A 21,057-nucleotide genomic window follows, 5' to 3' on the forward strand; every position below is an offset into this window, starting at 1 on the left:
TCGGGTCAGCTCCTCGGCTTCGTTTTTTGGGCTTCGATCTGCTCGGACAGCTCGTTCAAGTACGTCCAGCGCTCCAGCAGCTCCTCGAGCCGCGCCTCCAGCTCCGCCTGCTCGGCCATCAGCCGCTGCAGGCGCACGGAGTCGCTGCCGATCTCGCCCATCTCCTCGTGCACGCGGGCGAGCTTGGCCTCGGTCTCCTCGATCCGGCCGTCGATCGCTTCGAAGTCCTTCTGCTCCTGATAGGACATGCGCAGCTTCGGCTCGCGGCGGGCCGCCCCGGCTGCGGCGTCGGCCGGCTCGCCAGGCGGCGCGGAGCCGCCGGCCGGCCGGTCCCCTCCGGCAGCGGCCGAAGCGCCCTTGCCTCCCGGGGCCGCTCCGGCCCCGCCGCGTCCGCCCGCGCCGGCTTGCTCCGGCTCGGCGAGGCTTTTTTTGCCGCGGCTCTCCTCGTATTCCGAGTAGTTGCCCGTATGCTCGACGATCGTCCCGCCGCCTTCGAAGGCGAAGATGCGCTCGACGGTGCGGTCGAGGAAGTAGCGGTCATGGGAGACGACGAGCACGACGCCGGGGAAGTCCTCCAGGTAGTCCTCCAGCACGCCGAGCGTGGCGATGTCCAGGTCGTTGGTCGGCTCGTCGAGCAGCAGCACGTTCGGCGCTCCGCTCAGGATGCGCAGCAGCTGCAGGCGGCGCTTCTCGCCGCCGGACAGCTTGGCGATCGGCGACCACTGCATCGCCGGCGGGAACAGGAAGCGCTCCAGCAGCTGGCCCGCGGAGATCGTCGTGCCGTCGGCCGTGCGCACCTGCTCGGCCTGCTCGCGGATGTACTCGATGACGCGCATCGACTCGTCCATCTCCTCATGCTCCTGGGAAAAGTACCCGATCCGCACCGTCGGCCCGATCGCCACCTCGCCGGCGTCCGGCTGCAGGCGGCCGGCGATCAGCTTGAGCAGCGTCGACTTGCCGCTGCCGTTGCGTCCGATGATGCCGACGCGGTCCTCCGGCACGGCGATGTAGCTGAAGTCCGCGATCAGCGTCCGCTCGCCGTAGCGCTTGGCCACGCCGTCCAGCTCGACGATCTTGCGGCCGAGCCGCGACGAGGCGACGGACAGGTCGAGCTTGCCGGACGTCTTGTCCGGCCCGGACGCCTTCAGCGCCTCGAAGCGCTCGATGCGCGCCTTCTGCTTGGTCGAGCGGGCCTTCGCCCCGCGCCGGATCCAGGCGAGCTCGTTGCGCAGCAGATTTTGCCGCTTGGCCTCGCTCGACGCCTCGCGCTCCTCGCGCTCGAGCTTGAGCTCGAGGAAGCGGCTGTAGTTGGCCGTGTAGAAAAATGCGCGCCCCCGGTCCAGCTCGACGACCCGGTTGCTCACGCGGTCGAGGAAGTAGCGGTCATGCGTCACCATGAGCAGCGCGCCGCGCCGCTTCTGGAGCATGCCTTCCAGCCACGCCACCGACTCGTTGTCGATATGGTTGGTCGGCTCGTCGAGGATGAGCACGTCCGACGGCGACAGCAGCGCCGCCGCCATCGCCGCGCGCTTGCGCCGGCCCCCGGACAGCGTGCCGAGCCGGGCCTCGGGATCGCGCAGCCCGAGCTTGGACAGCGCCGTGCGGGCGTCGCTCTCGAGCTGCCAGGCGTCCAGCTCGTCCATCGCCGCACCCGCCCGCAGCAGCCGCTGCTGCAGCTCCTCGCTCTGCGGATGCAGCTCCAGCCCCTCCAGCGCCGCCGCATGCTCGCGCACGGCGCGCAGCTGCGGCGTATCGCCGCCAAGCACATGCTCCAGCACCGTCTCCTCCGGATCGAACTCGGGATTCTGCAGCAGCATGCGCACGCTTACGCGCGGCGGGATGACAACCTTGCCGGAATCGGCCGGCTCGATGCCGGCGATCGCTTTGAGGAAGGTCGACTTGCCCGTGCCGTTCACGCCGATGATGCCGATCTTGTCGCCTTCGGAGATGCCGAAGCTGACGTCCTCGAACAGCTTCTTCTCTCCGTATGTCTTCGTCAGATGCTCGATGGATAACAGATGCATGGCAGTCCTCTTTCCTCATTCCTTGTGGTCGCGGATCCGGCCCGTGACGGGCCGGACGTTCGTCCTCCCATCATACCACAGGCGGCGACAGGCGTTCATGCGGCCTCGGCCGGCGGGCCGGATCCAAGGCACACTGCCTTGGTTGGGCCGGCTCACGGCCGGCGGGCCGGATCCAAGGCACATTTATGCCTTGGATGGGCCGGCTTCCGGCCGTCACGCCGGATCCAAGGCACATTTCTGCCTTGGTTGGCCCGGCTTCCGGCCGGCGGGCCGGATCCAAGGCACATTTCTGCCTTGGTTGGCACGGCTTCCGGCCGTCACGCCGGATCCAAGGCACATTTATGCCTTGGTTGGCACGGCTTCCGGCCGTCACGCCGGATCCAAGGCACATTTCTGCCTTGGATGGGCCGGCTCACGGCCGGCGGTCCGGATCCAAGGCACATTTCTGCCTTGGATGGGACGGCTTCCGGCCGGCGGGCCGGATCCAAGGCACATTTCTGCCTTGGTTGGGCCGGCTTCCGGCCGTCACGCCGGATCCAAGGCACATTTCTGCCTTGGTTGGGCCGGTTCACGGCCGTCACGCCGGATCCAAGGCACATTTCTGCCTTGGTTGGGCCGTTTCACGGCCGTCACGCCAGATCCAAGGCACATTTCTGCCTTGGATGGGCCGGCTTCCGGCCGTCACGCCGAATCCAAGGCACATTTCTGCCTTGGTTGGCACGGCTTCCGGCCGTCACGCCGGATCCAAGGCACATTTCTGCCTTGGTTGGCCCGGTTCACGGCCGGGGGCACGCCAGCAGCGGCCGGGCTCCCTTCGGCAGCGGCCAAGCTCTGTCCGCCGCAGATCGGCCTTCGTCCGGCAGCGGCTTCGCTCTTTCCCGCTGCCTCGCTTTTTTGAAGACCGCCGCAAAGCGTGGTACACTATGGAGCATTCCGGCGGGGCGCGCCCCGTCCAGGCTTCGGAGGGATCGATGTTTTCCTTTATCGTGACGAGCAAGCGGCTGCTTACCGCCTTTTTCCATGCCTTCAAGGACAAGGAGTTCCAAGGGCTGTTCTTCATCCTCGCCGTGACGCTGCTGTCCGGGACGATGTTCTACCGCGGCGTCGAGGGATGGCGTACGATCGACGCGCTCTACTTCTGCGTGACGACGCTCACGACAGTCGGCTCGAGCCTCGAGCCGGCGACCGACTTCGGCAAGGCGTTCACGATCGTCTATGTGTTCGCCGGCATCGGCATCATGTTCGGCTTCATCCGCATCCTGGCCAGCCATGTCCGCCTCGGGCGCAGCCGCCGCAAGGCCAAGAGCCCGGACGCGGCCGAGCCGGCGGCAGACGGTCCCGACGCTTGACGGGACGAAACGTTCGCATGGCAAAAAGCTCGCTCCGCGAATCATTCGCGGGGCGAGCTTTTTGGCGTCTGCAAGGGCTGCATCGAGCTGCAAGGACGCTGGCGTCCTTCTTTTCTGCGCCTGCTCAGCGCTTGCCGGTCATCTTCTCCGGACGAACCCACTCGTCGAACTGCTCGGCGGTGAGCAGGCCGCTCTTGAGCGCGCTCTCCTTGAGCGTCGTGCCGTCCTTATGCGCCTGCTTGGCGATCTTGGCGGCGTTCTCGTAGCCGATATGCGGGTTGAGCGCCGTCACCAGCATGAGCGACTGGTCGAGGTTGCGCTGCAGCGTCTCGCGGTTCGGCTCGATGCCGACGGCGCAGTGCTCGTTGAACGACAGCATCGAGTCGGACAGCAGCACGACGGACTGCAGGAAGTTGTAGGCGATGACCGGCTTGAACACGTTCAGCTCGAAGTTGCCCTGGCTGGCCGCGAAGCCGATCGCCGCGTCGTTGCCCATGACCTGGCAGGCGACCATCGTGATCGCTTCCGCCTGCGTCGGGTTGACCTTGCCCGGCATGATCGAGCTGCCCGGCTCGTTCTCGGGAATCGTAATCTCGCCGATGCCGCTGCGCGGGCCGCTCGCCAGCCAGCGCACGTCGTTGGCGATCTTCATCAGATCGGCCGCGAGGCCCTTGATCGCGCCGTGCACCCAGACGATTTGGTCATGCGACGTGAGCGAGTGGAACTTGTTGGAGGCGGTGACGAAGTTGTGGCCGGTAATCTCGGCCACCTCGGCCGCCACCTGCACGGCATAGTCCGGGTGGGCGTTGATGCCCGTGCCGACCGCCGTGCCGCCGAGCGCGAGCTCGCGGATCGCATCGGTGCTGCTCGTCAGCATCCAGCTGGACTTCTCCAGCATCGCTTCCCAGCCGCTGATCTCCTGGCCGAGCGTGATCGGCGTCGCGTCCTGCAGATGCGTGCGGCCGATCTTGACGATGTCGTCGAACTGCACGCTCTTGTCGTGCAGCGTCGCCTTCAGCGTCTCGAGCGCAGGCAGCAGGCGCGTCTGCACGGCGAGGACGGCCGCGATGTGCATCGCTGCCGGGAACGTATCGTTGGAGCTCTGGGAGCGGTTGACGTCGTCGTTCGGATGGATGCGCGTAGACGAGCCCGCTGCCTCGAGCAGCTGGTTCGCGCGGCGGGCGATGACCTCGTTGCAGTTCATGTTCGTCTGCGTGCCGCTGCCCGTCTGCCAGACGACGAGCGGGAACTCCTCGTCATGCTTGCCCTCGAGGATCTCGTCGGACGCGCGGCAGATCGCCTCGGCCTTTTCCGGCTCCAGCACGCCGAGCTTGGCGTTCGCCTGCGCGGACGCCTTTTTGACGATCGTCATCGCCTTCACGATCTCGAGCGGCATCTTCTCCCAGCCGATCTTGAAGTTCTCGCGGCTGCGCTGCGTCTGCGCGCCCCACAGCTTGTCCGCCGGAACCTTGATCTCGCCCATCGTATCCTTTTCAATCCGATATTCCGTCATTCGTTTCTCCGCCTCCTTGAACTCGTTGAACCGCTTTCCGTTTGGTTTGCCGCTATCCATTTTAACGGAAAAAGCGGCCCTCCGCCACCGCGGGAGCCGCTTCTTCGGACTTACTGCGCCTTGGCGTCGCGATAGGCCTGCACGTACGCCGCCGCTTGCCGCTCGATCAAGGAGAAATCGCCCGTCTTGACCGCTTCCTTGGTCAGGTCGCCGCCGATGCCGACCGCCACCGCTCCGGCCTTGACCCACTCGCGCAGGTTGCCGAGCGACACGCCGCCGGTCGGCATGACGTTCGCCTGCGGCAGCGGCCCTTTGATCGCCGAGATGACGCTCGGCTCGTAGACGCTGCCGGGGAACAGCTTGACGATGTCGACGCCGAGCTCAAGCGCGCTCTGGATTTCGTGGATCGTCATCGCGCCCGGCAGGATCGGCACCGCGTAGCGGTTGCAGAGCTTGATCGTGTCCGGATTGAACGCAGGGGCGACGACGAACTCCGCGCCGGCGAGAATCGCCGCGCGCGCCGTCTCCGGATCGAGCACCGTGCCGACGCCGATGATCGCATGCTTGTCCGAGGCCGGATCAGCTTTGCTGGAATACTCCGCGGCCAGCTGCTCGATCGCGCGCAGCGCGCCCGGCACCGTCATCGTGATCTCGATCGCCTTGATCCCGCCCTTGACCGCATGGCGCGCCATGCGGACGACCTCCTCGGCGGAGTCGGCGCGCAGCACCGCCACGACGCCCGCTTCCGCGACCGCGGCGGTCACTCTCAACTTGTTCAGCATTCGACCATTCCCTCCCCATGATAACCGGATTCATTGTCTCATCCGTCCCGTCCGATCGTCAACCGTTTATCCACAGCCCGGCGCTTCATTTCCTTCCGAAAAGCTCGCAAAAGTTGTCCACATGGGGAAAGGCAAGCCCAAAAAAGCCGCTCCTGCCCGCATGGAAGCGCGCGCAAGGAGAAGCTTTCCCTTATCCCAGGTCAGTTGTGGATACTGGGGGTATTTTTTGTGCATATGTGGACAATTCAGGGGATAACCGCATGGCCCGCCGCGCCCTGCAGGCAGGTGAGGATGACCGGTCCCTGCTCCGTCACCGCGACCGTATGCTCGAACTGGGCCGACCAGGAGCGGTCGCGCGTCCGCGCCGTCCAGCCGTCGCGGTCGATCCACACGGCGCCGTCGCCGGCGGCGAGGATCGGCTCGACGGTGAGCACCATGCCGGGCTCGAGCCGCGCGCCGCTGCCGGCCAGCCCGGTGTGGCCGACCTCCGGCGCTTCGTGGATCGACTGGCCGATGCCGTGGCCGGCGAACGTCGCGACGACCGAGCAGCCATGCGCCCGCGCTTCCTTGACGATCGCCGCGCCGATGTCGCCGATTCTCCGCCCGGCGCGGCATTCGGCGACGCCGCGCAGCATCGCCCGCCTGGCCGCCTCCATCAGGCGCGCGGCCTCCGGCTGCGGCCGGCCGATCGCGTACGTCCAGGCCGAGTCGGCTTTCCAGCCGTCGACATCGGCTACCATGTCGATCGTGACGAGATCTCCCTCCTGCAGCGGAATCGAGTCCGGGAACCCGTGGCAGACGACCTCGTTCACCGACGCGCATGTCGCAAACGGATAGCCGCAATAGCCTTTTTGCGCCGGCCTCGCCCCGCGCTCGGCCATCAGCCTTTCCACAAAGCGGTCGATCTCCAGCGTCGTCACTCCCGGAGCGATCCTCCGCCCGATCGCCTCGTGGCATTCGGCCACGATCTGTCCGGCTCTGCGGATGCAGGCGATCTCTTCTTCCGACTTCCATTCCGCCATCCGGCGCCACCCCCGCTTCCTAAAGCTTGCTACATCTTATTCGGGGGAGACGCAAAAAAAGACCCGCGCCTTCCGCGAAGGAAGGGCGGGCCGGTATGTTCATCTCATGTCCGATCAGCTGACGGAAGACTTCATTCTGCCCATTTCATGCTCCACCAGAGAGGTCAATTCGTCCTCATAGCCGCCGGTGATGCGATACTTGCGGATGTAGTCCTTGACGAACTTGCGCGGATCCTTGGGCTGAAAAATTCTCGTGAGTTCCTTGAGGCTTTCCTTGACTTCATTCTGGCTGTGCTTGGCCATGAAATCTCCTCCTCTTACAGTGGATGGTCAGTCCGAAACATCCCAATCGAGAAAACAGCGGCGTCCGGCCGCTCCCCTACGCTGCAGGCACTCCACGGCAGATGAGTGAATGTTTTTATTTTTCACACTATTATAGCACTTGATGCACGGATAGGAAATAAAATTCCAATCATTGGTCCGCCTGATCCGGCGGATCGTTCGGATCGGACCGACGGTCCGGCCCCGATCGCGGCCGGCCGTCTCCGGCCTGCTCGACGGTTCCATCCTGACGCTGACGGGTGTAGAGACGCAGATAAGCGATCACGACGACGATGGCGACCAGCACTCCGAATCCAAGGGTAACCGCTGTCACCCAGCCTTTGACCACCATCCGCGCCGCCTCCCTTCGCTTCTCCAATAACTCCCATCCAGAGAAGTATAGCGTATCGGAAGAGGCGCTTACAACCGTGCGGCTTCCTTCCATTCCCCCTGTTCGAGCCCTGTGCGGCAGGCAGCTGGCATTCCTCGTTCTTCTTAGGAGTATCGGCGAAAAAGGACAAGCTTTTCAGCCCATTACCCGAAATATCCGCTCCTCAATCAAGCTTGTTCGCCGCTCCTCCCGGCGGCTACCCCCAGTGTATGAGCGCGGACGCCAAAAAAAACCGGAGGGCGCTCCCTCCGGCCTCGGCCTGGCGTCTTGTCCGCCGCCGCGCGGCGGCTTTCCGGGCGGCTTTCGCTGCGCCGCCTGCGGTTCGATCGTCTCAGCCGACGCTTTCGTCCGCCTGCAGCAGCGGCAGGCCGACATGGCCGACCGTGCCTTTGCCGAGCTCGCTCTCGTAATAGAGCTTGCCGTGATGGTTCTCGACAATCTTATACGTCATGACGAGGCCGAGCCCCGTGCCCTTCGCCTTCGTCGAGAAGAACGGCTCGCCGAGCTTGGCCAGCTTCTCCTGCGGGATGCCTCCGCCCTCGTCGGCGACGCGGGTCCAGATCATGCCGCTGTCGGTCGACGTCTCGACCCGGATCGTACCGCCCGAGCCCATCGCCTCGATGGCGTTTTTGAGGAGGTTGATGAACACCTGCTTGAGCTGGTTGGCGACGCCGAGGACGTACAGCTCCTCCTCCGGCAGCTCCAGCACGAGCTGCACGTTGTTCATGATCGCCTGCGCCTCGATGAGCATGATGACGTCGCGCAGCACCGCGCCGAGCGAGACGGCATGGAAATCGACCGCTTGCGGCTTGGACAGCACGAGCAGCTCGCTGACGATCTGCTCGATCCGCTCGAGCTCCATCGCCATGATCGAAATATAGTTGCGGCGGTTGTCCTCCTGCATCAGCTTCGTAAAGCCCTTGAGCGAGGTGAGCGGATTGCGGATCTCGTGCGCGATGCCCGCGGCGAGCTGGCCGACCGCTCCGAGCATCTCCGACTTGCGCAGCATCTCCTCCGTCTCCTTGCGGTCGGTAATGTTCTCGGACAGCTTCATGTAGTGGATGACCTCGCCGCGCTTGACGATCGGGAGGAACTTCGCCTGCTCCCAGTAGATTTCCCCGTCGGTGCGGAGGCCGGCGAGCTCGCCCTCCCATACTTCGCCCTCCTGCAGCCGCCTCCAGATGTCCGAGAACGCCGCGCCGCTCGCCTGCCAGTCGTCCAGCTGCTCCAGATGGCGTCCCTGCACCCCCTCCGGCGTGTCCAGGGCCAGATCCAGGTACGGGCTGTTGGCGTAGACGACCTTGCCCCCGAGATCGGAGATGACCATCAGGCTCGGGCTCTGCTCGACTGCGTAGGAGAGGCGCAGCAGCTCCTCGTTCATCTCCTTGAGCTCGGTGATGTCGACGAGCGTGATGATGACGCCCTTGGTCAGATGCTCCAGCGTCCGGTACGGCATCATGCGCATCTTGTACCATTTGCCGCCCCGGCTCTTGATCTCCTTCTCCAGCGAGCGCAGCGACTGCAGCACGCGGGAGGCGTCCTCGATGAAGCCGTCGTAGTAGAACTGATGCGAGATATGGTGGAACGGCCGCCCGATGTCGACGTCGAGCAGGTTGATCTCCTTGGTCACCGCCGGCGTGAAGCGCCGGATGCAGAACTGCGTATCGAGGAAGATCGTGCCGATCTTCGTGCTGACGAGGAACAGGTCCATGTCGTTGTTGAGCTCGGTCAGCTCCTGGATCTTGAACTGGTACTCGGAGTTTATCGTGACGAGCTCCTCGTTGACCGCCTGCAGCTCCTCGTTCGTGCTCTGCAGCTCCTCGTTCGAGGCGATCAGCTCCTCGTTGGTGCTCTGCAGCTCCTCGTTGGACGCCTCCAGCTCCTCGATCGCCGTCTGCAGCTTCTCCTCGGTCATCCGCAGCTGCTGCTCGAGCCACACCATCTGCCGGCGGACGCTCTCGTCCAGATCGATCTGCTTGACGTCCTCCCGATCCTGCTCGTCCGACTTTTGGAAGACGACGAGGCTGTACGTGCTGAACGCCGAGACCGAACGGGTGAACGGCCGGACGACGACATGCACGCGCTCCTGCCCTTGCGGCGTCTGGATGACGAGATCGCGGAAGCGCACCTCCTGGACGCGGTCCAGGCGAATCTGCTGCAGCGCCGTCACGATCGAGATCGCGAGCGCCGGATCGAGGATCTTGTGCAGGTTCCAGGACGGCTTGCCCTCGGCCGGCGAGAGGAACGGCTGGATGCTGCCCGTCACATGCTGCACCTCCAGCTGCTCGTCGACGAGCAGCGAGGGCAGCATATGCTCGTTGACGTACGTGCTGTAGAACTGGTTCTGGCGCTGGCTCTCCTGGAAGTCCGACGTCATCGACGCCCGCCGGCGTTCCCGTCCGTCCGCTCCCCCGTGCAGGCTGCGGCCGCCCTCGAGCAGCAGCTGCGCAGCCGCCGTCAGCTTGCGCGGCCGCATCTTCTGCTTGAAGATGTTCCACTTGCCGCTCGTCGTCTCGAACAGATGGTCGAGCCTGCCCATCGTCTCGCTCGGCCCCAGGAACAGATAGCCTCCCGCCCCCAGCGCGAAATGGAACAGGGAGAGCACCTTCTGCTGGACTTCCGGCTGCAGGTAGATGAGCATGTTGCGGCAGGCGATGAGGTCGAGGTTGCTGAACGGCGGATCCTTGGTCAGATTATGGGGAGCGAACACGATCATGCGGCGCAGCTCGCGCGTCACCTGGTATGTATCGCCGTGCCGGACGAAAAAGCGGGCCAGCCGCTCCTTGCCGACGGTGGACTCGATGGTCAGCGGATAGACGCCGTGATTGGCATAGTCGATCGACTGCTTGTCCACGTCCGTGGCGAAGATCCGGACGGCGATCCGGTCCGCCAGTCCTTCCGCGGCGAGCGCCTCCGAGACGAGCATGGCGATGGAATAGGCCTCTTCCCCGGTCGAGCAGCCGGCCGTCCAGACGCGCAGCTCCGGCGCGGCGGCCTCGCTCTTCTGCCGCAGCAGCTTGGGCAGCACCGTGTCCCGGATGATCTGGAACGCCTCCGGATCGCGGAAGAAATGCGTCACATGGATGAGGAGATCCTGGCGCAGCTCGTAGATCTCGTCCGGCTCCTCCTGGATGTACTCGGCATAGGCCTCGAGCGAGGAGCAGCTTTTTTCCGCCATCCGCTTCTCCATGCGGCGCAGCAGGCTGTTCCGTTTGTAAAAGCTGAAGTCGATGTTCGTCCGCTCCCGCACCTTTTCCAGGATGAGGGCGACCGCGGCCTCGGACTTGTCCCCGTCGCCGCTGCACGAGGAGAGCACATGCGTCACGCTCGGAATGAGCGACTGCGGCATGCGGAGCTTCGCCGCAATCTTCTCCGGCGCGAGCACGTAGTCCACATAGCCCGTCTCGATCGCGCTGCGGGGCATGCCGTCGAATTTGGCCGTCTCGCCGCTCTGGGCGAACACGATGCCCCCCGCCCGCTTGACCGTGGAGATGCCGCGCGTCCCGTCCGTGCCCGTGCCGGACAGCACGACCGCGATCGCTTGCGAGGCGGCGTCGGACGCCAGCGAGTAGAAGAAGTGGTCGATCGGATAATGGATCTCGTCGGGATGGGGCTCCGCCAGCCACAGCCGGCCCCTGCGCAGCGTCATCGTCTTGCGCGGAGGGATCAGATAGATCGTATTGGGCTCCACCTCCATGCCGTCCCTCACCACATGGATGGCCATCGGCGTGTACAGAGACAGAATTTCATTCATCAGGCTCTTATGGTCAGGCGACAGATGCTGGATGACCGCGAAAGCGAGTCCGCTTTCGGCGCTCGTATGCTGAAAGAAGCTTTTGAGGCCTTCGAGCCCTCCCGCCGAGGCTCCGATGCCTACGACGCGGACCGGTTCGCCGAACTTCGCCATCGTTGCTTCCTGAGCCGGCTCGGGGTTGTTACGCGACACTGGCTGTCCCTCCTCGTTCCCGTTCTGCAGCTGGTTGTCCCCTTTTCTCGCTTTCCTCGGAAACACTTGCAGAAGGGATACTATTCTCCTTTTCCTTTCCATTTCCTCCAATAATAAAAGAGAACCTATCTTTCGCTATAAGCCGGGTTTTTTCGTCTTTATTTGCGCTGGAGGCGGCGACTCCCTCCGAGGATCGCGTCCGCCTGACCGGCTGCGCCGGAGGCAGGCCGTACGTACGGCGGAACGTCAAACAGCCCCGCTCGGATTGCTCCGCGCGGGGCTGTTTGCACAAGGGCGACAGGGACCGCCGGCGTCACGCCCAGCGGATCTCCTGGATGCAGTCCGGCGCCTCGTAGCGCTCGTCGTCGACGGCGTTGCTGACCGGGTACATGCGCAGCTGGAACGGCTCCAGCGGCTGCAGATGCCGCCGCAGGAACGAGAAGTCGCGGATCGACGGATGCAGCCACTCCTCCATGCCCTCCTCGTCGAGCACGACGGGCAGACGCTCCTGCCACTGCGTCAGGCTGCCGGACGCCGGCACCGTGACGATCGTCGCCGCCCGCTCGAGCCGTCCGTCCGGAGAGCGCCACTCCTCGTACAGGCCGGCCATGCCGAACAGCGGACGGCCTTGCACCTGGATATGCATCGCGCGCGGCTGCCGCTGGCGGCCCTCCTCGCGCCGCGCCGCCTTGCCCTCCTCCTCGAGACGCTCCCAGCCGTACATGCCGCTGCACGGAATGACGCAGCGTCCTCCGGCCAGCATGCGCTTGAAGTAGGGCTTGGCCTCCAGCGAGGAGGCGTCGGCGTTGACCGAATCCCGCGCCCAGAACGGAAACAGGCCCCATCGCCCCTCGTCGAGGATGCGTACGCCGTGGCGGTCGTTGCGGACGAGCGGGATCGGACGCGTGGGCGCGATGTTGTAGCGCGTCGCCTCCAGCGGCTCATGCTTCTGGATGCGGAACTGCTGCTTCAGCTCGCCGATGTCGGTGGCGAGGGAAAAACGGATGCACATGGGGTCTACCTCCCGGATGATGGCTTGCTGCCCTTAGCATCCGCAGGAGGTGGAATATTATTCATGGCGAGGAGGCTCCGCCGTGAACCGCTTGCGGAAGCGCAGCGGCGGCAGGCCCGCATGCGCCGCGAACAGGCGCGTGAAATGCGGCAGCTGCCGGAAGCCGCATGCCTCGGCGACCTCGGCGATCGGCCAGTCGGTCGACAGCAGCAGCAGCTTGGCCTGGTCGAGGCGGTAGAACTGCAAATACTGCTGCGGCGTGCAGCCGTACACCTCGACCATGCAGCGCGCGATGTACACCGCGTGGAAGCCGAGCGCCTCCGCCAGCTCGGCGTTGCTCGCGGGCTCGAGCCAGCGCCGCTTCATGTAGGCGGCCGCCTGCTCGGCCACCGCCCGCGCGGCCGCCTCCGGCAGCGCCGGACGGCCGGCCGCCTCGAGCGCGCGCAGCAGCTCGCCGAAGCGCTGCTGGCGCAGCCAGAAGCCGTCCGGCCCGGCATCGGCCGCGGCCGCGGCGAGCCGGACGAACGCGTCCTCCGCCTCGCGGGCTTCGATCAGCCGCGGCAGCCGGATCGCGTGCGTGTAATGGTCGCCGAGCAGTCCCGGCTCGCTGCCGGCGGCCGTCTCCTCCCAAGCGCCGGAGCTCTGGAAGTGGACGAGCTCGACCTCCGTCTCCTCGGCGCACGCCCCGCCGCTCCAGCGGGCGGCTCCCGGAGGGAGCAGCAGCGCCTGGCCGGCCTCGGCCGTCCACAGCCGCTGCGCCTCGCGGATCCTCAGCCTGCCCCGGCGCACGTACAGCAGCTCGAACCATCCCAGGTCGATCCGGCCGGGATGCTCCTCTCCCGCGCCGTACGTCCGCCGCCGCGCGTCCACGAGGAACGGCAGCGGCGGGCAGCGGAACGTCATGACGGGCATATCCTGCATCGAACCATCTCTCCTGCCTGAGGGGCCTTGCGCCCCGATTAAAAGGGAAGGCCGGGCGCCCGCTCGGGGACGCCCGGCTTCCCGGACGGAACCTATTCTACCAAATTCGCGGCCCTCAGGACAGGCCGGGGTCGGCGCCGGACGATTTCTTGTAGGAGGAGGGCGGCTTTCCGGTCGCTTTCTTGAATTTGGCATGGAAATAGTCCACGTTGCCGTAGCCGACCTTCTCGGCGGCCTGGCGCACCTTCATGCCGCCCTCGAGCATGGCGATCGCGCGCTCGATGCGCAGCTGGTCGAGATAGGCGTTGAACGACAGGCCGGTATGGCTCTTGAACAGCTTGCCGAGATACCCGCTGTTGTAGCCGTACAGGCCGGCGAGCATCTCAAGCCGCAGCGGCTCGGCGTAATGGCGCTCCATGTAGGCGAGCATGCGCCGCATCACGGAGCCGCTGTCTCCGGCGTCCAGCTTCGCGGAGAGCTCGGCGAGCTGCCGCTCCAGCTCGGCCAGCAGGCCGCCGAGCCGGGCCTGGCGGTAGACGCCCGCCGCGAGCCCCGCATGCGCCGCCGGGGCGAAGCCGTCGACCGCCGAGGCGAGCTCCGCCAGCGCCAGCCCGCACAGCTCGGCCATCGCTCCGGCCAGCGCCGGCCGCGAGCTGTCCGCCGCGGCGAAGCTCCACGCCGCCTCCGCCAGCGTCTCGCGCAGCCGCTCGCGATTGCCCGTCTCGATCGACTGGACAAGCCGCTTGGCGAGCTGAGCCGTCTCCTCCGGCCCCGGCGGGCCGCCGCCCGCTCCGTCCGCGCCGAGCCGGGCCGCCAGCGGCTGCGGCAGCCGCTCGTGGACGAAATCCGGCTCCAGCGCGAATCGATGCCGCAGCAGCTCCGCCGCCTCGCGGCAGGAGCGGGCCAGCTCGGCAGCGCCGGCGTCGGCGCCGAGCGCGGCGGTGCAGCCGGCCTCCGGCAGCGCGGCCTCCAGCAGCCGGCGCGCCAGCCGCCGCCCCGCGTCTCCGCCCGGCACGAGCAGCGCCGCCGCTCCGGCGGACCGTACGGCCGGGCCCAGCCCGGCGCCGGCCGCATGGGCGGACAGCCGCTCGCGCAGCCGCTCCGCCCCGGCGGCGTCGCCCTCCGGAGGCTCGACGAGCAGCACGCGCCACGGACCGGGTCCGCCGGCAAGCTCCGCCGCCTCCGCCTCGTCCGGAGCGTCCGCGGAGCCGTCCAGCAGCGCCAGCAGCGCGGCCTCGCGGTCCGGCCCGTCCGGCCCGCCGCCCGTCTCCCGGCGCTCCTCCCGCAGCGACTGCGAGATCCGCTCGGCGTAAGCCTCGAGCTCCTCCTCGTCGACCGGCTTGAGCAGATAGCCCTCGATGCCGAGCCGGATCGCTTGCTGCGCGTAGGCGAAGTCGGCGTGGCCGCTCAGCACGAGCACGCGGCAGGCACGGTCCGAGCGGCGGATCTCCTCGACCAGCTCGAGTCCGCTGCGCTTCGGCATGCGGATGTCGACGACGACCAGATCCGGCTCCAGCTCGCGGAACAGGCGCAGTCCGTCCTCGCCGTCCACGCCGAGGCCGGCGACGCGGAAGCCGTGCCTTTCCCAATCGACCAGCGTCTGCAGCCCCTCCCGGATCGCCGGCTCGTCGTCGACGATCAGCAGCTTGAACATGTTCATCCCTCCTTGTCGCGGATGCGGAAGAAGACGCGCGTGCCCTCCCCCTCCTTGCTTTCGATCGTCAGCCCGCTCTCGCGGCCGAAGCCGAGCGCGAGCCGCTGATGCACGTTGCGCAGGCCGATCCGGTGGCCCTTGTCCTCGGCCTCGTCGTCGAGCGCCTGCCGCACCTGCTCCAGCCGCTCCGGCGCCATGCCGACGCCGTTGTCGGCCACCTCGACCTCCAGCTCTCCGTCCTCCGTCAGCCTGGCGCGGACGGTGACGCGGCCGCCCTCGCCGATGCCCTCGAGCCCGTGCACGACGGCATTCTCGACGAGCGTCTGCACGATCAGGGGCGGCACGGGCATCGCTGCGGCCGCCTCGCCCGCGACGAGCTCGTAGGCGAGCCGCTCGCCGCCGTAGCGGAACTTCTGGATCTCCAAGTAATACCGGACGATCTCCAGCTCCTCGGCGAGCGCGATATGCCGGGAGCCGATCTCGATGTTGTTGCGGATGAGCCGGCCGAGCATGCGCACGACCGAGGCGATCTCCTTCTCGCCTTTCATATGGATGCGCATCCGGATCGACTCCAGCGCGTTGAACAGGAAATGCGGGTTGATCTGGCTCGCCATCATCTTGAGCTTGATGTCCCGCTGCCGCAGCTCCATGTCGACCCGCTGGCGGTGCGACTCCTCGACCTCCGCCATCAGCTCGCGGATGTTGGCGACCATCAGGTTGAACTGGCGGGACAGCAGGCCGATCTCGTCCGTGCCCTGGATGTCGGAGTACACGTTGAAATCGCCCTTGCTGATGCGCGACATGTTGCGGTACAGCACGAGCGTGCGGCGCGTCAGCACGCTCGACACGATCCAGATGAGCACGAGCCCGACGCCCATGCTGGCGGCAAGCACGCCGAGGCCGAGCAGGGCGACGCGGTTCGCCTCGCCGACGATGCTCTCGACGCGGAACAGGCTGACGATGCGCAGCCCGCTGACGCTGGAGCGGGGCAGCAGATCCTCGATGAAGACGCGGTACGCCGCGCCGTCGATCTGCTGCTCGTACGTTCCTGCGCCCAGCTCGGCCAGATCGGGCATGTCCAGCTCCCGCAGGTTGCGGCCGACCCAGCCGCTGTCGCGCGCCGCGACGATCATGCCGTCGGCGTCCGCGATCACCGTGTCGTACGGCTCCTGCTTCAGCATCGCATTGAAGAGGTCGGAGTTGACCTCGATGACGAGGATGCCGCTCGAGCGGTACTCCGGGAACGGAATTCGCCGCACGAGGCTGAGTTGCCTGCCGCTCAGCACGGACTCGCCGGAGACATAGCTCCAGTGGATGCCGTCCTTCTCCGCCGCGGCCCGATGCCAAGGCTGGCGCTGGATCTCCGGCGTCTCCAGCACGAACTCCCCGTTGTTCAGCAGCGTCTCGTTCGAATGGTACATCCGGATGCCGGACACCTCGCGGTAGAGGCTGGACGCATCGGTGAAGCTCGTGAAGTCCCACAGCGCCTTGGTCGCCTCGTACACCGTCTCGTACCTGCCCGCGACCGTCTCCTTGAGCGGCTCGCTGATCATGTAGTCGTCGGAGAGGTCGATCGGCACGCGCAGGACGTCGGACACTTGCGTCACGATCTTGTCCACGTTATTCGTCGTCTGCCGGGTCGCCTGCTCGAGCACGTTGCTCCGATACGCCGCCGTCAGGAACAGGCCCGCGATCAGGACGGGCACGAGCACGACGATGAGGAACGCGATGAACAGCTGGTTTTTGAGCCGGAGGTTGTTGAAGCTCCGGATGATGCGGGATGCGAGTGCGCGCATGCGGTTCCTTCTCTCTGCCCGCTTGCCGGACGCGCCGCCCCGACGCCCCGCAAGCTTTTCCTCTATCGTAAGACAGCCGCTCCAGCCGCACAATCGCCAAGGGCTCCCTGTTCCGAAAGGAACAGGAAGCCCTGCCTCAGGCCGCGGTCGCGCTGCCTTGCGGAAGCCTTATTTCGCCGACCACTGCTCCACGCGGTCCTTGACCGCCTGGGTGTAGATCTCCTCGGCTTTTTTGAGGTTGACCTTGTCGAGCTGGGCCAGCATGTCGTCGAAGACTTTGTCGAAATCTTCCGGCTTGGCGAGAATCGCCTCCGGAACCTTTTTCCAGATGATGTCCTCGGCCTTCTTGAAGATGACGTTGTAGTCCGGATCGGTCGGAGCCGGAATGTTCCACGCCGCGCCGTAAGGACGCTCCTTGAACTCGCTCGGTTTCGGGAACAGGTCGATCCACGTCGACGCGCCGTATGCTTGAAGCGTCTCTTTCTCCGCCGGCGTATAGCCCTCGATGATCTGCTCCGGGAAGTTGGTCGTGTAGTAGTTGCCGGACGGATCCTTCACGCCGTCACCGTAGTGAGGGCCCATCGCGTAGTACAGCCCGATGCCCGTCGATTTCGTGAAGTTGGCGTTGTCTTCCGTCTTCTGCTTCTGGATGTCGGCCGGAATGACGCGCTTGCCGTCCTGCACCTCGTAATGCTTTCCTTTGATGCCCCAGTTGCGCAGCACCTGGCCTTCATCGGAGGCGAGCCAGTCCAGGAACTTGATCGCGCGCACCGGATCCTTGCAGCTCTCGGTGATGGCGATGCCGTAGCCGGCCATGAAGCCCGTCGGCGCGAAGCTGGCGTCCTTGAACTCGGAGGACATCGTCACCGGCAGATGGGCGTACGTATACGCGCCGTCTTCCTTGGTCTTGATCGCGTTCTCCGCGTCGGCGTAGCCCCATTCCTGGTCGATCAGGCCGAGCACGCGGCCGCTGGCGATCTTGGCCTTGTACTGGTCGCTCTTCTGGACGAACGCTTCCTTGTCGAGCAGTCCCTCGTTGAACATCTTGTTCAGCCAGCGGATGTATTCCCGCTCCTCGGGACGCTTGATATGGAAGGAAGCCTCGTACGTCTCGGGATTGATGTAGTACTCGCCGTCGTCCGGCAAGCCCGTCGCGAGGAAGGCCGGGTTCGTCACCGTAATCATGATCCGCCAGTTGTCGGCGTCGAGCGTCAGCGGTATCGTCGGCTGTCCGTCCGTCGTCGGATGCTTGGCATAATACGTCTTGAGCGCGTTCTCGTAGTCCTCGAGCGTCTTGATCTGCGGGTAGCCGAGCTCCTTGAGCACGCGCTGCTGCAGCTCGAAGCCGCCGCCGGCGTCGAAGTACGTCTGGTCGATGGAATCGTTGGTCGGCAGCACGTAGATCGCCTGGTCCTCCTTGCTGTACTTGAGGCGCTGCATGTACTTGCCGTACACCTTCTTGAGGTTCGGCGCATGCTCTTCGATAAGGTCGGTCAGGTCGAGCACCGCGCCGGCGTCGACGAGCTTGTTGATGTCGCCCTTGGCGAACACCATGTCCGGATACTGGCCGCTCGCCGCCATCAGGGCGATCTTGTCGGTGCCGCCGCCGGATACCGCGTATTCGGCCTTGATCGTGACGCCGGTCTTCTCCGTGATCGCTTTGCCGACCTCGTCCTGCATGTTGTTCCAGTTCGGGCTCGCGTCCGCTCCGAAGAAGCTGAACGTGATCGGATCGGCCTTCGCCTCTCCGCCCGCATCCGTGCCCGCATTCGCGGCGGAGTTCGCCGCCGGAGCGTTGCCGTTGCCGTTGTTGCCGCTGCCGCTGCAGCCCGCCGTCACGGCGAGCGCGCCGGCCAGCACGAGCATCGCCGCCGTCCGCGTCTTTTTCATCTGCAATACCTTCATGTCGTTGCCTCCCATTCTTTGTATGACCCTAACCGGATGCGATCATGCCGTCTTGCAAAGATGAAGCGCATACAATCTTGCTTTTATTAGAAGGGCCGCGTAAGGCGGCCCGGCTAACCGTCAGGCTATGCTTTGACCGCGCCCAGCGTCATGCCGCCGACGAAGTACCGCTGCAGGAACGGATACACGACAAGGATCGGCACGGTGACGACGATCGTGATCGCCATCTTGATCGACTCCGGCGACACCTGGTTCATCAGCTTGGACAGGTCCTCGTTGCTGCCGCGCATGTTCGCCCCGCCCTGCTGCGTGCTCTGGAGCACCTTCATCAGCTCGTACTGGAGCGTCGTCCACGTCTCGTTCGAGCCGTTGTACAGGTAGGTGTCGAACCAGGAGTTCCACTGCCCGACCGCCAGGAACAGCGCGATCGTGGCGAGCGCCGGCTTGCACAGCGGCAGGATGATGCGCCAGTAGATCGTGAAGTCGTTCGCGCCGTCGAGCTTGGCCGACTCCTGCAGCGCGTACGGCAGGCCGTCGATGAACGAGCGGATGATGAACACGTTGAACGCGCCGACCATGCCGGGCAGGACGTACACCCAGAACGTGCCGATCAGATGCAGGTCCCGCATGAGCAGGTACACCGGAATGAGTCCGCCGGAGAAGTACATCGTCAGCGCCAGGAACACCGAGACGAAGCGGCGCGCCTGGAAGTCGACGCGGCTGAGCGTGAACGCCAGCATCGAAGCGCTGGCGAGGCCGAGCACGGTGCCCACCACCGTCCGCAGCACCGACACCTGGAGGCCCTGCAGCAGCCCCTCGTAGGCGAAGATGACGCGGTAGTTCTCGAAGGTGAACTCCCTCGGGAGGATGGTGATGCCTCCCCGCACCGTATCCTGGGAGTTGTTGAGCGAGATCGCCAGCACGTTCAGGAATGGATAGAGGGTGATGACGAGGAGTATCAGCATGATGATGATGTTGATGACGTCGAATGTCTTTTCGCCGCGGGTGGCGTTGAAGCCGCCCGCCGTTGCCCTTGCCATGGATACCCCTCCTTACATGATGCTTTCCTTGGCGACCTTCTTCAGCACGCCGTTCGCGGCGAACAGGAGCAGGATGCTGACCACCGAGTTGAAAATGCCGATCGCCGTGCCGAAGCTGAATCGGCCCAAGTTGAGGCCGTAGTTCAAGGCGTACAGGTCCAGCACCTCGGAATAGTCCATGACCAGATTGTTGCCGAGCAGGAACTGCTTCTCGAAGCCGATGCTGATGAGATGGCCGATGCTCATGATGAGCAGCACCGAGATCGTCGTGCGGATGCCCGGCAGCGTGATATGCCACATCTGCTTGAGCCGGTTCGCCCCGTCGACGCGGGACGCCTCGTACAGCTCCGGGTCGATGCCGGAGATGGCGGCGAGGTAGATGATCGCGTTCCAGCCGAGCTCCTTCCACAGGTCGGAGGCGGTGACGATGCTCCAGAACCATTCGCCCTTGGCGAGGAACTGGATCGGCTGGTCGATCAGGTTCAGGCCGAGCAGCAGGTCGTTCACCGCGCCGCCTTCGGTGGACAGCATCTTGGTGACGATGCCGGCGACGACGACCCAGGAGACGAAGTGAGGCAGATACGACACCGTCTGCACCGTCCGCTTGAAGTACTTGCCCCGCAGCTCGCTGAGCAGCACCGCGAACAGGATCGGCACCGTGAAGCCGACGATCAACCCCATGAAGCTCATCGCCAGCGTGTTGCGCATGACCAGGTAGAACCGCTCGTCCGTGAACAGGTCGGCGAAGTGCTTGAAGCCGACCCAGTCCTGCTCCATGAACGTGCGTCCCGGCTTGAAGTCCTGGAACGCCATCGTCCAGCCCCAGAGGGGCAGGTAGCTGAACACGAACACCCAGAGGACGAACGGGATCGCCATGAAATAAAGCACCTTCTGCGACTTCATCTTGCGCCAGAAGCGGGAGAGTCCGCTCTGCTCGGCCGCGGCCGCAGCCGTCTGCTTGCCGGGCGTCTTGTCTGTGTATGCTTCCAAGGCTGCTTTCGACCTCCTTGCTGCGTGCCGTTTCGGCTCGCCAGCGGGCTCTCTTGGCTGGCGTGACGCAAGCGCGAATGCCGATGGACACCGGCGCCGCGGGCGGCTGGCTCCATAGGCTTCGCGGCTCGCCGGACGGCCGCCCGACAAGCGCTCATCGCAAGCGCCGCTCGACCGGTTTCCGTTCATCCGCCAACCTCATGCCCTAATGGTAACGCATACAGAATGCGCTTCCTACCGGACGGATCGGAGCGAAAATCAGATAGAAATCGGAGATTGGCGGAAGCGGTTTCGTCCGCGGCCGCCGGCTCCGGCCGCTCCGCGCCGGACGCGGCATGCGCCCGCCTGCTCGCGGGCATGCGATATGCTAAGATGGAAGCAACGAATCCGG

General features: G+C 65.4%; 15 protein-coding genes and 2 pseudogenes. 1 reads left to right on the forward strand and 16 read right to left on the reverse strand.

The features are described 5' to 3' along the window. Positions 1–5: 5 nt before the first annotated feature. The 3 genes and pseudogenes from B8V81_RS26215 to B8V81_RS26225 all read right to left on the reverse strand — a co-directional run. Positions 6–248, reverse strand: coding sequence for an ABC transporter C-terminal domain-containing protein (locus B8V81_RS26215; RefSeq protein WP_425320481.1), 243 nt, complete (start codon positions 246–248; stop codon positions 6–8). Between the two features lie 429 nt (positions 249–677). Then, positions 678–992 (reverse strand): annotated as a pseudogene (locus tag B8V81_RS26220) (ATP-binding cassette domain-containing protein); the annotation flags it as partial. 195 nt (positions 993–1,187) lie between these two features. Further along, a pseudogene (locus B8V81_RS26225) lies at positions 1,188–2,024 on the reverse strand (ATP-binding cassette domain-containing protein); the annotation flags it as partial. Positions 2,025–2,995: 971 nt separating this feature from the next. Here B8V81_RS26225 and B8V81_RS03580 point away from each other — a divergent pair. Further along, positions 2,996–3,373, forward strand: coding sequence for a potassium channel family protein (locus B8V81_RS03580; protein WP_101807774.1), 378 nt, complete (start codon positions 2,996–2,998; stop codon positions 3,371–3,373). 124 nt (positions 3,374–3,497) lie between these two features. Here the strand turns inward: B8V81_RS03580 and fumC are convergent, their stop codons facing one another. The 13 genes from fumC to B8V81_RS03645 form a co-directional block, all read right to left on the reverse strand. After that, positions 3,498–4,886, reverse strand: coding sequence for a class II fumarate hydratase (gene fumC, locus B8V81_RS03585; RefSeq protein WP_101807746.1), 1,389 nt, complete (start codon positions 4,884–4,886; stop codon positions 3,498–3,500). A gap of 110 nt (positions 4,887–4,996) precedes the next feature. Then, positions 4,997–5,668, reverse strand: coding sequence for a bifunctional 2-keto-4-hydroxyglutarate aldolase/2-keto-3-deoxy-6-phosphogluconate aldolase (locus tag B8V81_RS03590; RefSeq protein ID WP_101807747.1), 672 nt, complete (start codon positions 5,666–5,668; stop codon positions 4,997–4,999). Between the two features lie 245 nt (positions 5,669–5,913). Continuing rightward, on the reverse strand, positions 5,914–6,690 hold the full coding sequence (map, locus tag B8V81_RS03595) for a type I methionyl aminopeptidase (RefSeq protein WP_028598584.1): 777 nt from the start codon (positions 6,688–6,690) through the stop codon (positions 5,914–5,916). Between the two features lie 114 nt (positions 6,691–6,804). Further along, a complete protein-coding gene (locus tag B8V81_RS03600) occupies positions 6,805–6,993 on the reverse strand; it encodes a hypothetical protein (protein ID WP_028598583.1) in 189 nt (62 codons plus the stop codon). 169 nt (positions 6,994–7,162) lie between these two features. Next, positions 7,163–7,363, reverse strand: a complete 201-nt coding sequence (locus B8V81_RS03605; protein ID WP_028598582.1) for a hypothetical protein — start codon at positions 7,361–7,363, stop codon at positions 7,163–7,165. 370 nt (positions 7,364–7,733) lie between these two features. Beyond that, positions 7,734–11,348: a chemotaxis protein CheB gene (locus B8V81_RS03610; protein ID WP_240478995.1), complete on the reverse strand. Its 3,615-nt coding sequence runs from the start codon at positions 11,346–11,348 to the stop codon at positions 7,734–7,736. Positions 11,349–11,661: 313 nt separating this feature from the next. After that, entirely contained in the window at positions 11,662–12,360 is a 699-nt protein-coding gene (locus tag B8V81_RS03615; RefSeq protein WP_028598580.1) for an SOS response-associated peptidase, read from the reverse strand. Between the two features lie 57 nt (positions 12,361–12,417). Continuing rightward, a complete protein-coding gene (locus tag B8V81_RS03620; RefSeq protein WP_101807748.1) occupies positions 12,418–13,281 on the reverse strand; it encodes a helix-turn-helix transcriptional regulator in 864 nt (287 codons plus the stop codon). Between the two features lie 115 nt (positions 13,282–13,396). After that, positions 13,397–14,935, reverse strand: coding sequence for a response regulator (locus B8V81_RS03625; RefSeq protein ID WP_180968373.1), 1,539 nt, complete (start codon positions 14,933–14,935; stop codon positions 13,397–13,399). A gap of 2 nt (positions 14,936–14,937) precedes the next feature. Continuing rightward, on the reverse strand, positions 14,938–16,731 hold the full coding sequence (locus B8V81_RS03630; RefSeq protein ID WP_101807750.1) for a sensor histidine kinase: 1,794 nt from the start codon (positions 16,729–16,731) through the stop codon (positions 14,938–14,940). A gap of 168 nt (positions 16,732–16,899) precedes the next feature. Further along, the gene (locus B8V81_RS03635; protein WP_101807775.1) at positions 16,900–18,621 is read right to left on the reverse strand and encodes an ABC transporter substrate-binding protein; all 1,722 of its coding nucleotides are present in this window, start codon (positions 18,619–18,621) and stop codon (positions 16,900–16,902) included. A gap of 140 nt (positions 18,622–18,761) precedes the next feature. After that, positions 18,762–19,676 (reverse strand): carbohydrate ABC transporter permease, encoded by a 915-nt coding sequence (locus tag B8V81_RS03640; protein WP_028598575.1) that lies wholly within the window; start codon positions 19,674–19,676, stop codon positions 18,762–18,764. A 12-nt stretch (positions 19,677–19,688) separates the two neighbouring features. Then, on the reverse strand, positions 19,689–20,666 hold the full coding sequence (locus B8V81_RS03645; protein WP_425320480.1) for an ABC transporter permease: 978 nt from the start codon (positions 20,664–20,666) through the stop codon (positions 19,689–19,691). Between the last annotated feature and the right edge of the window lie 391 nt (positions 20,667–21,057).

This window comes from Paenibacillus pasadenensis, from assembly GCF_002864175.1.
Lineage (GTDB): Bacteria > Bacillota > Bacilli > Paenibacillales > Paenibacillaceae > Paenibacillus_O > Paenibacillus_O pasadenensis.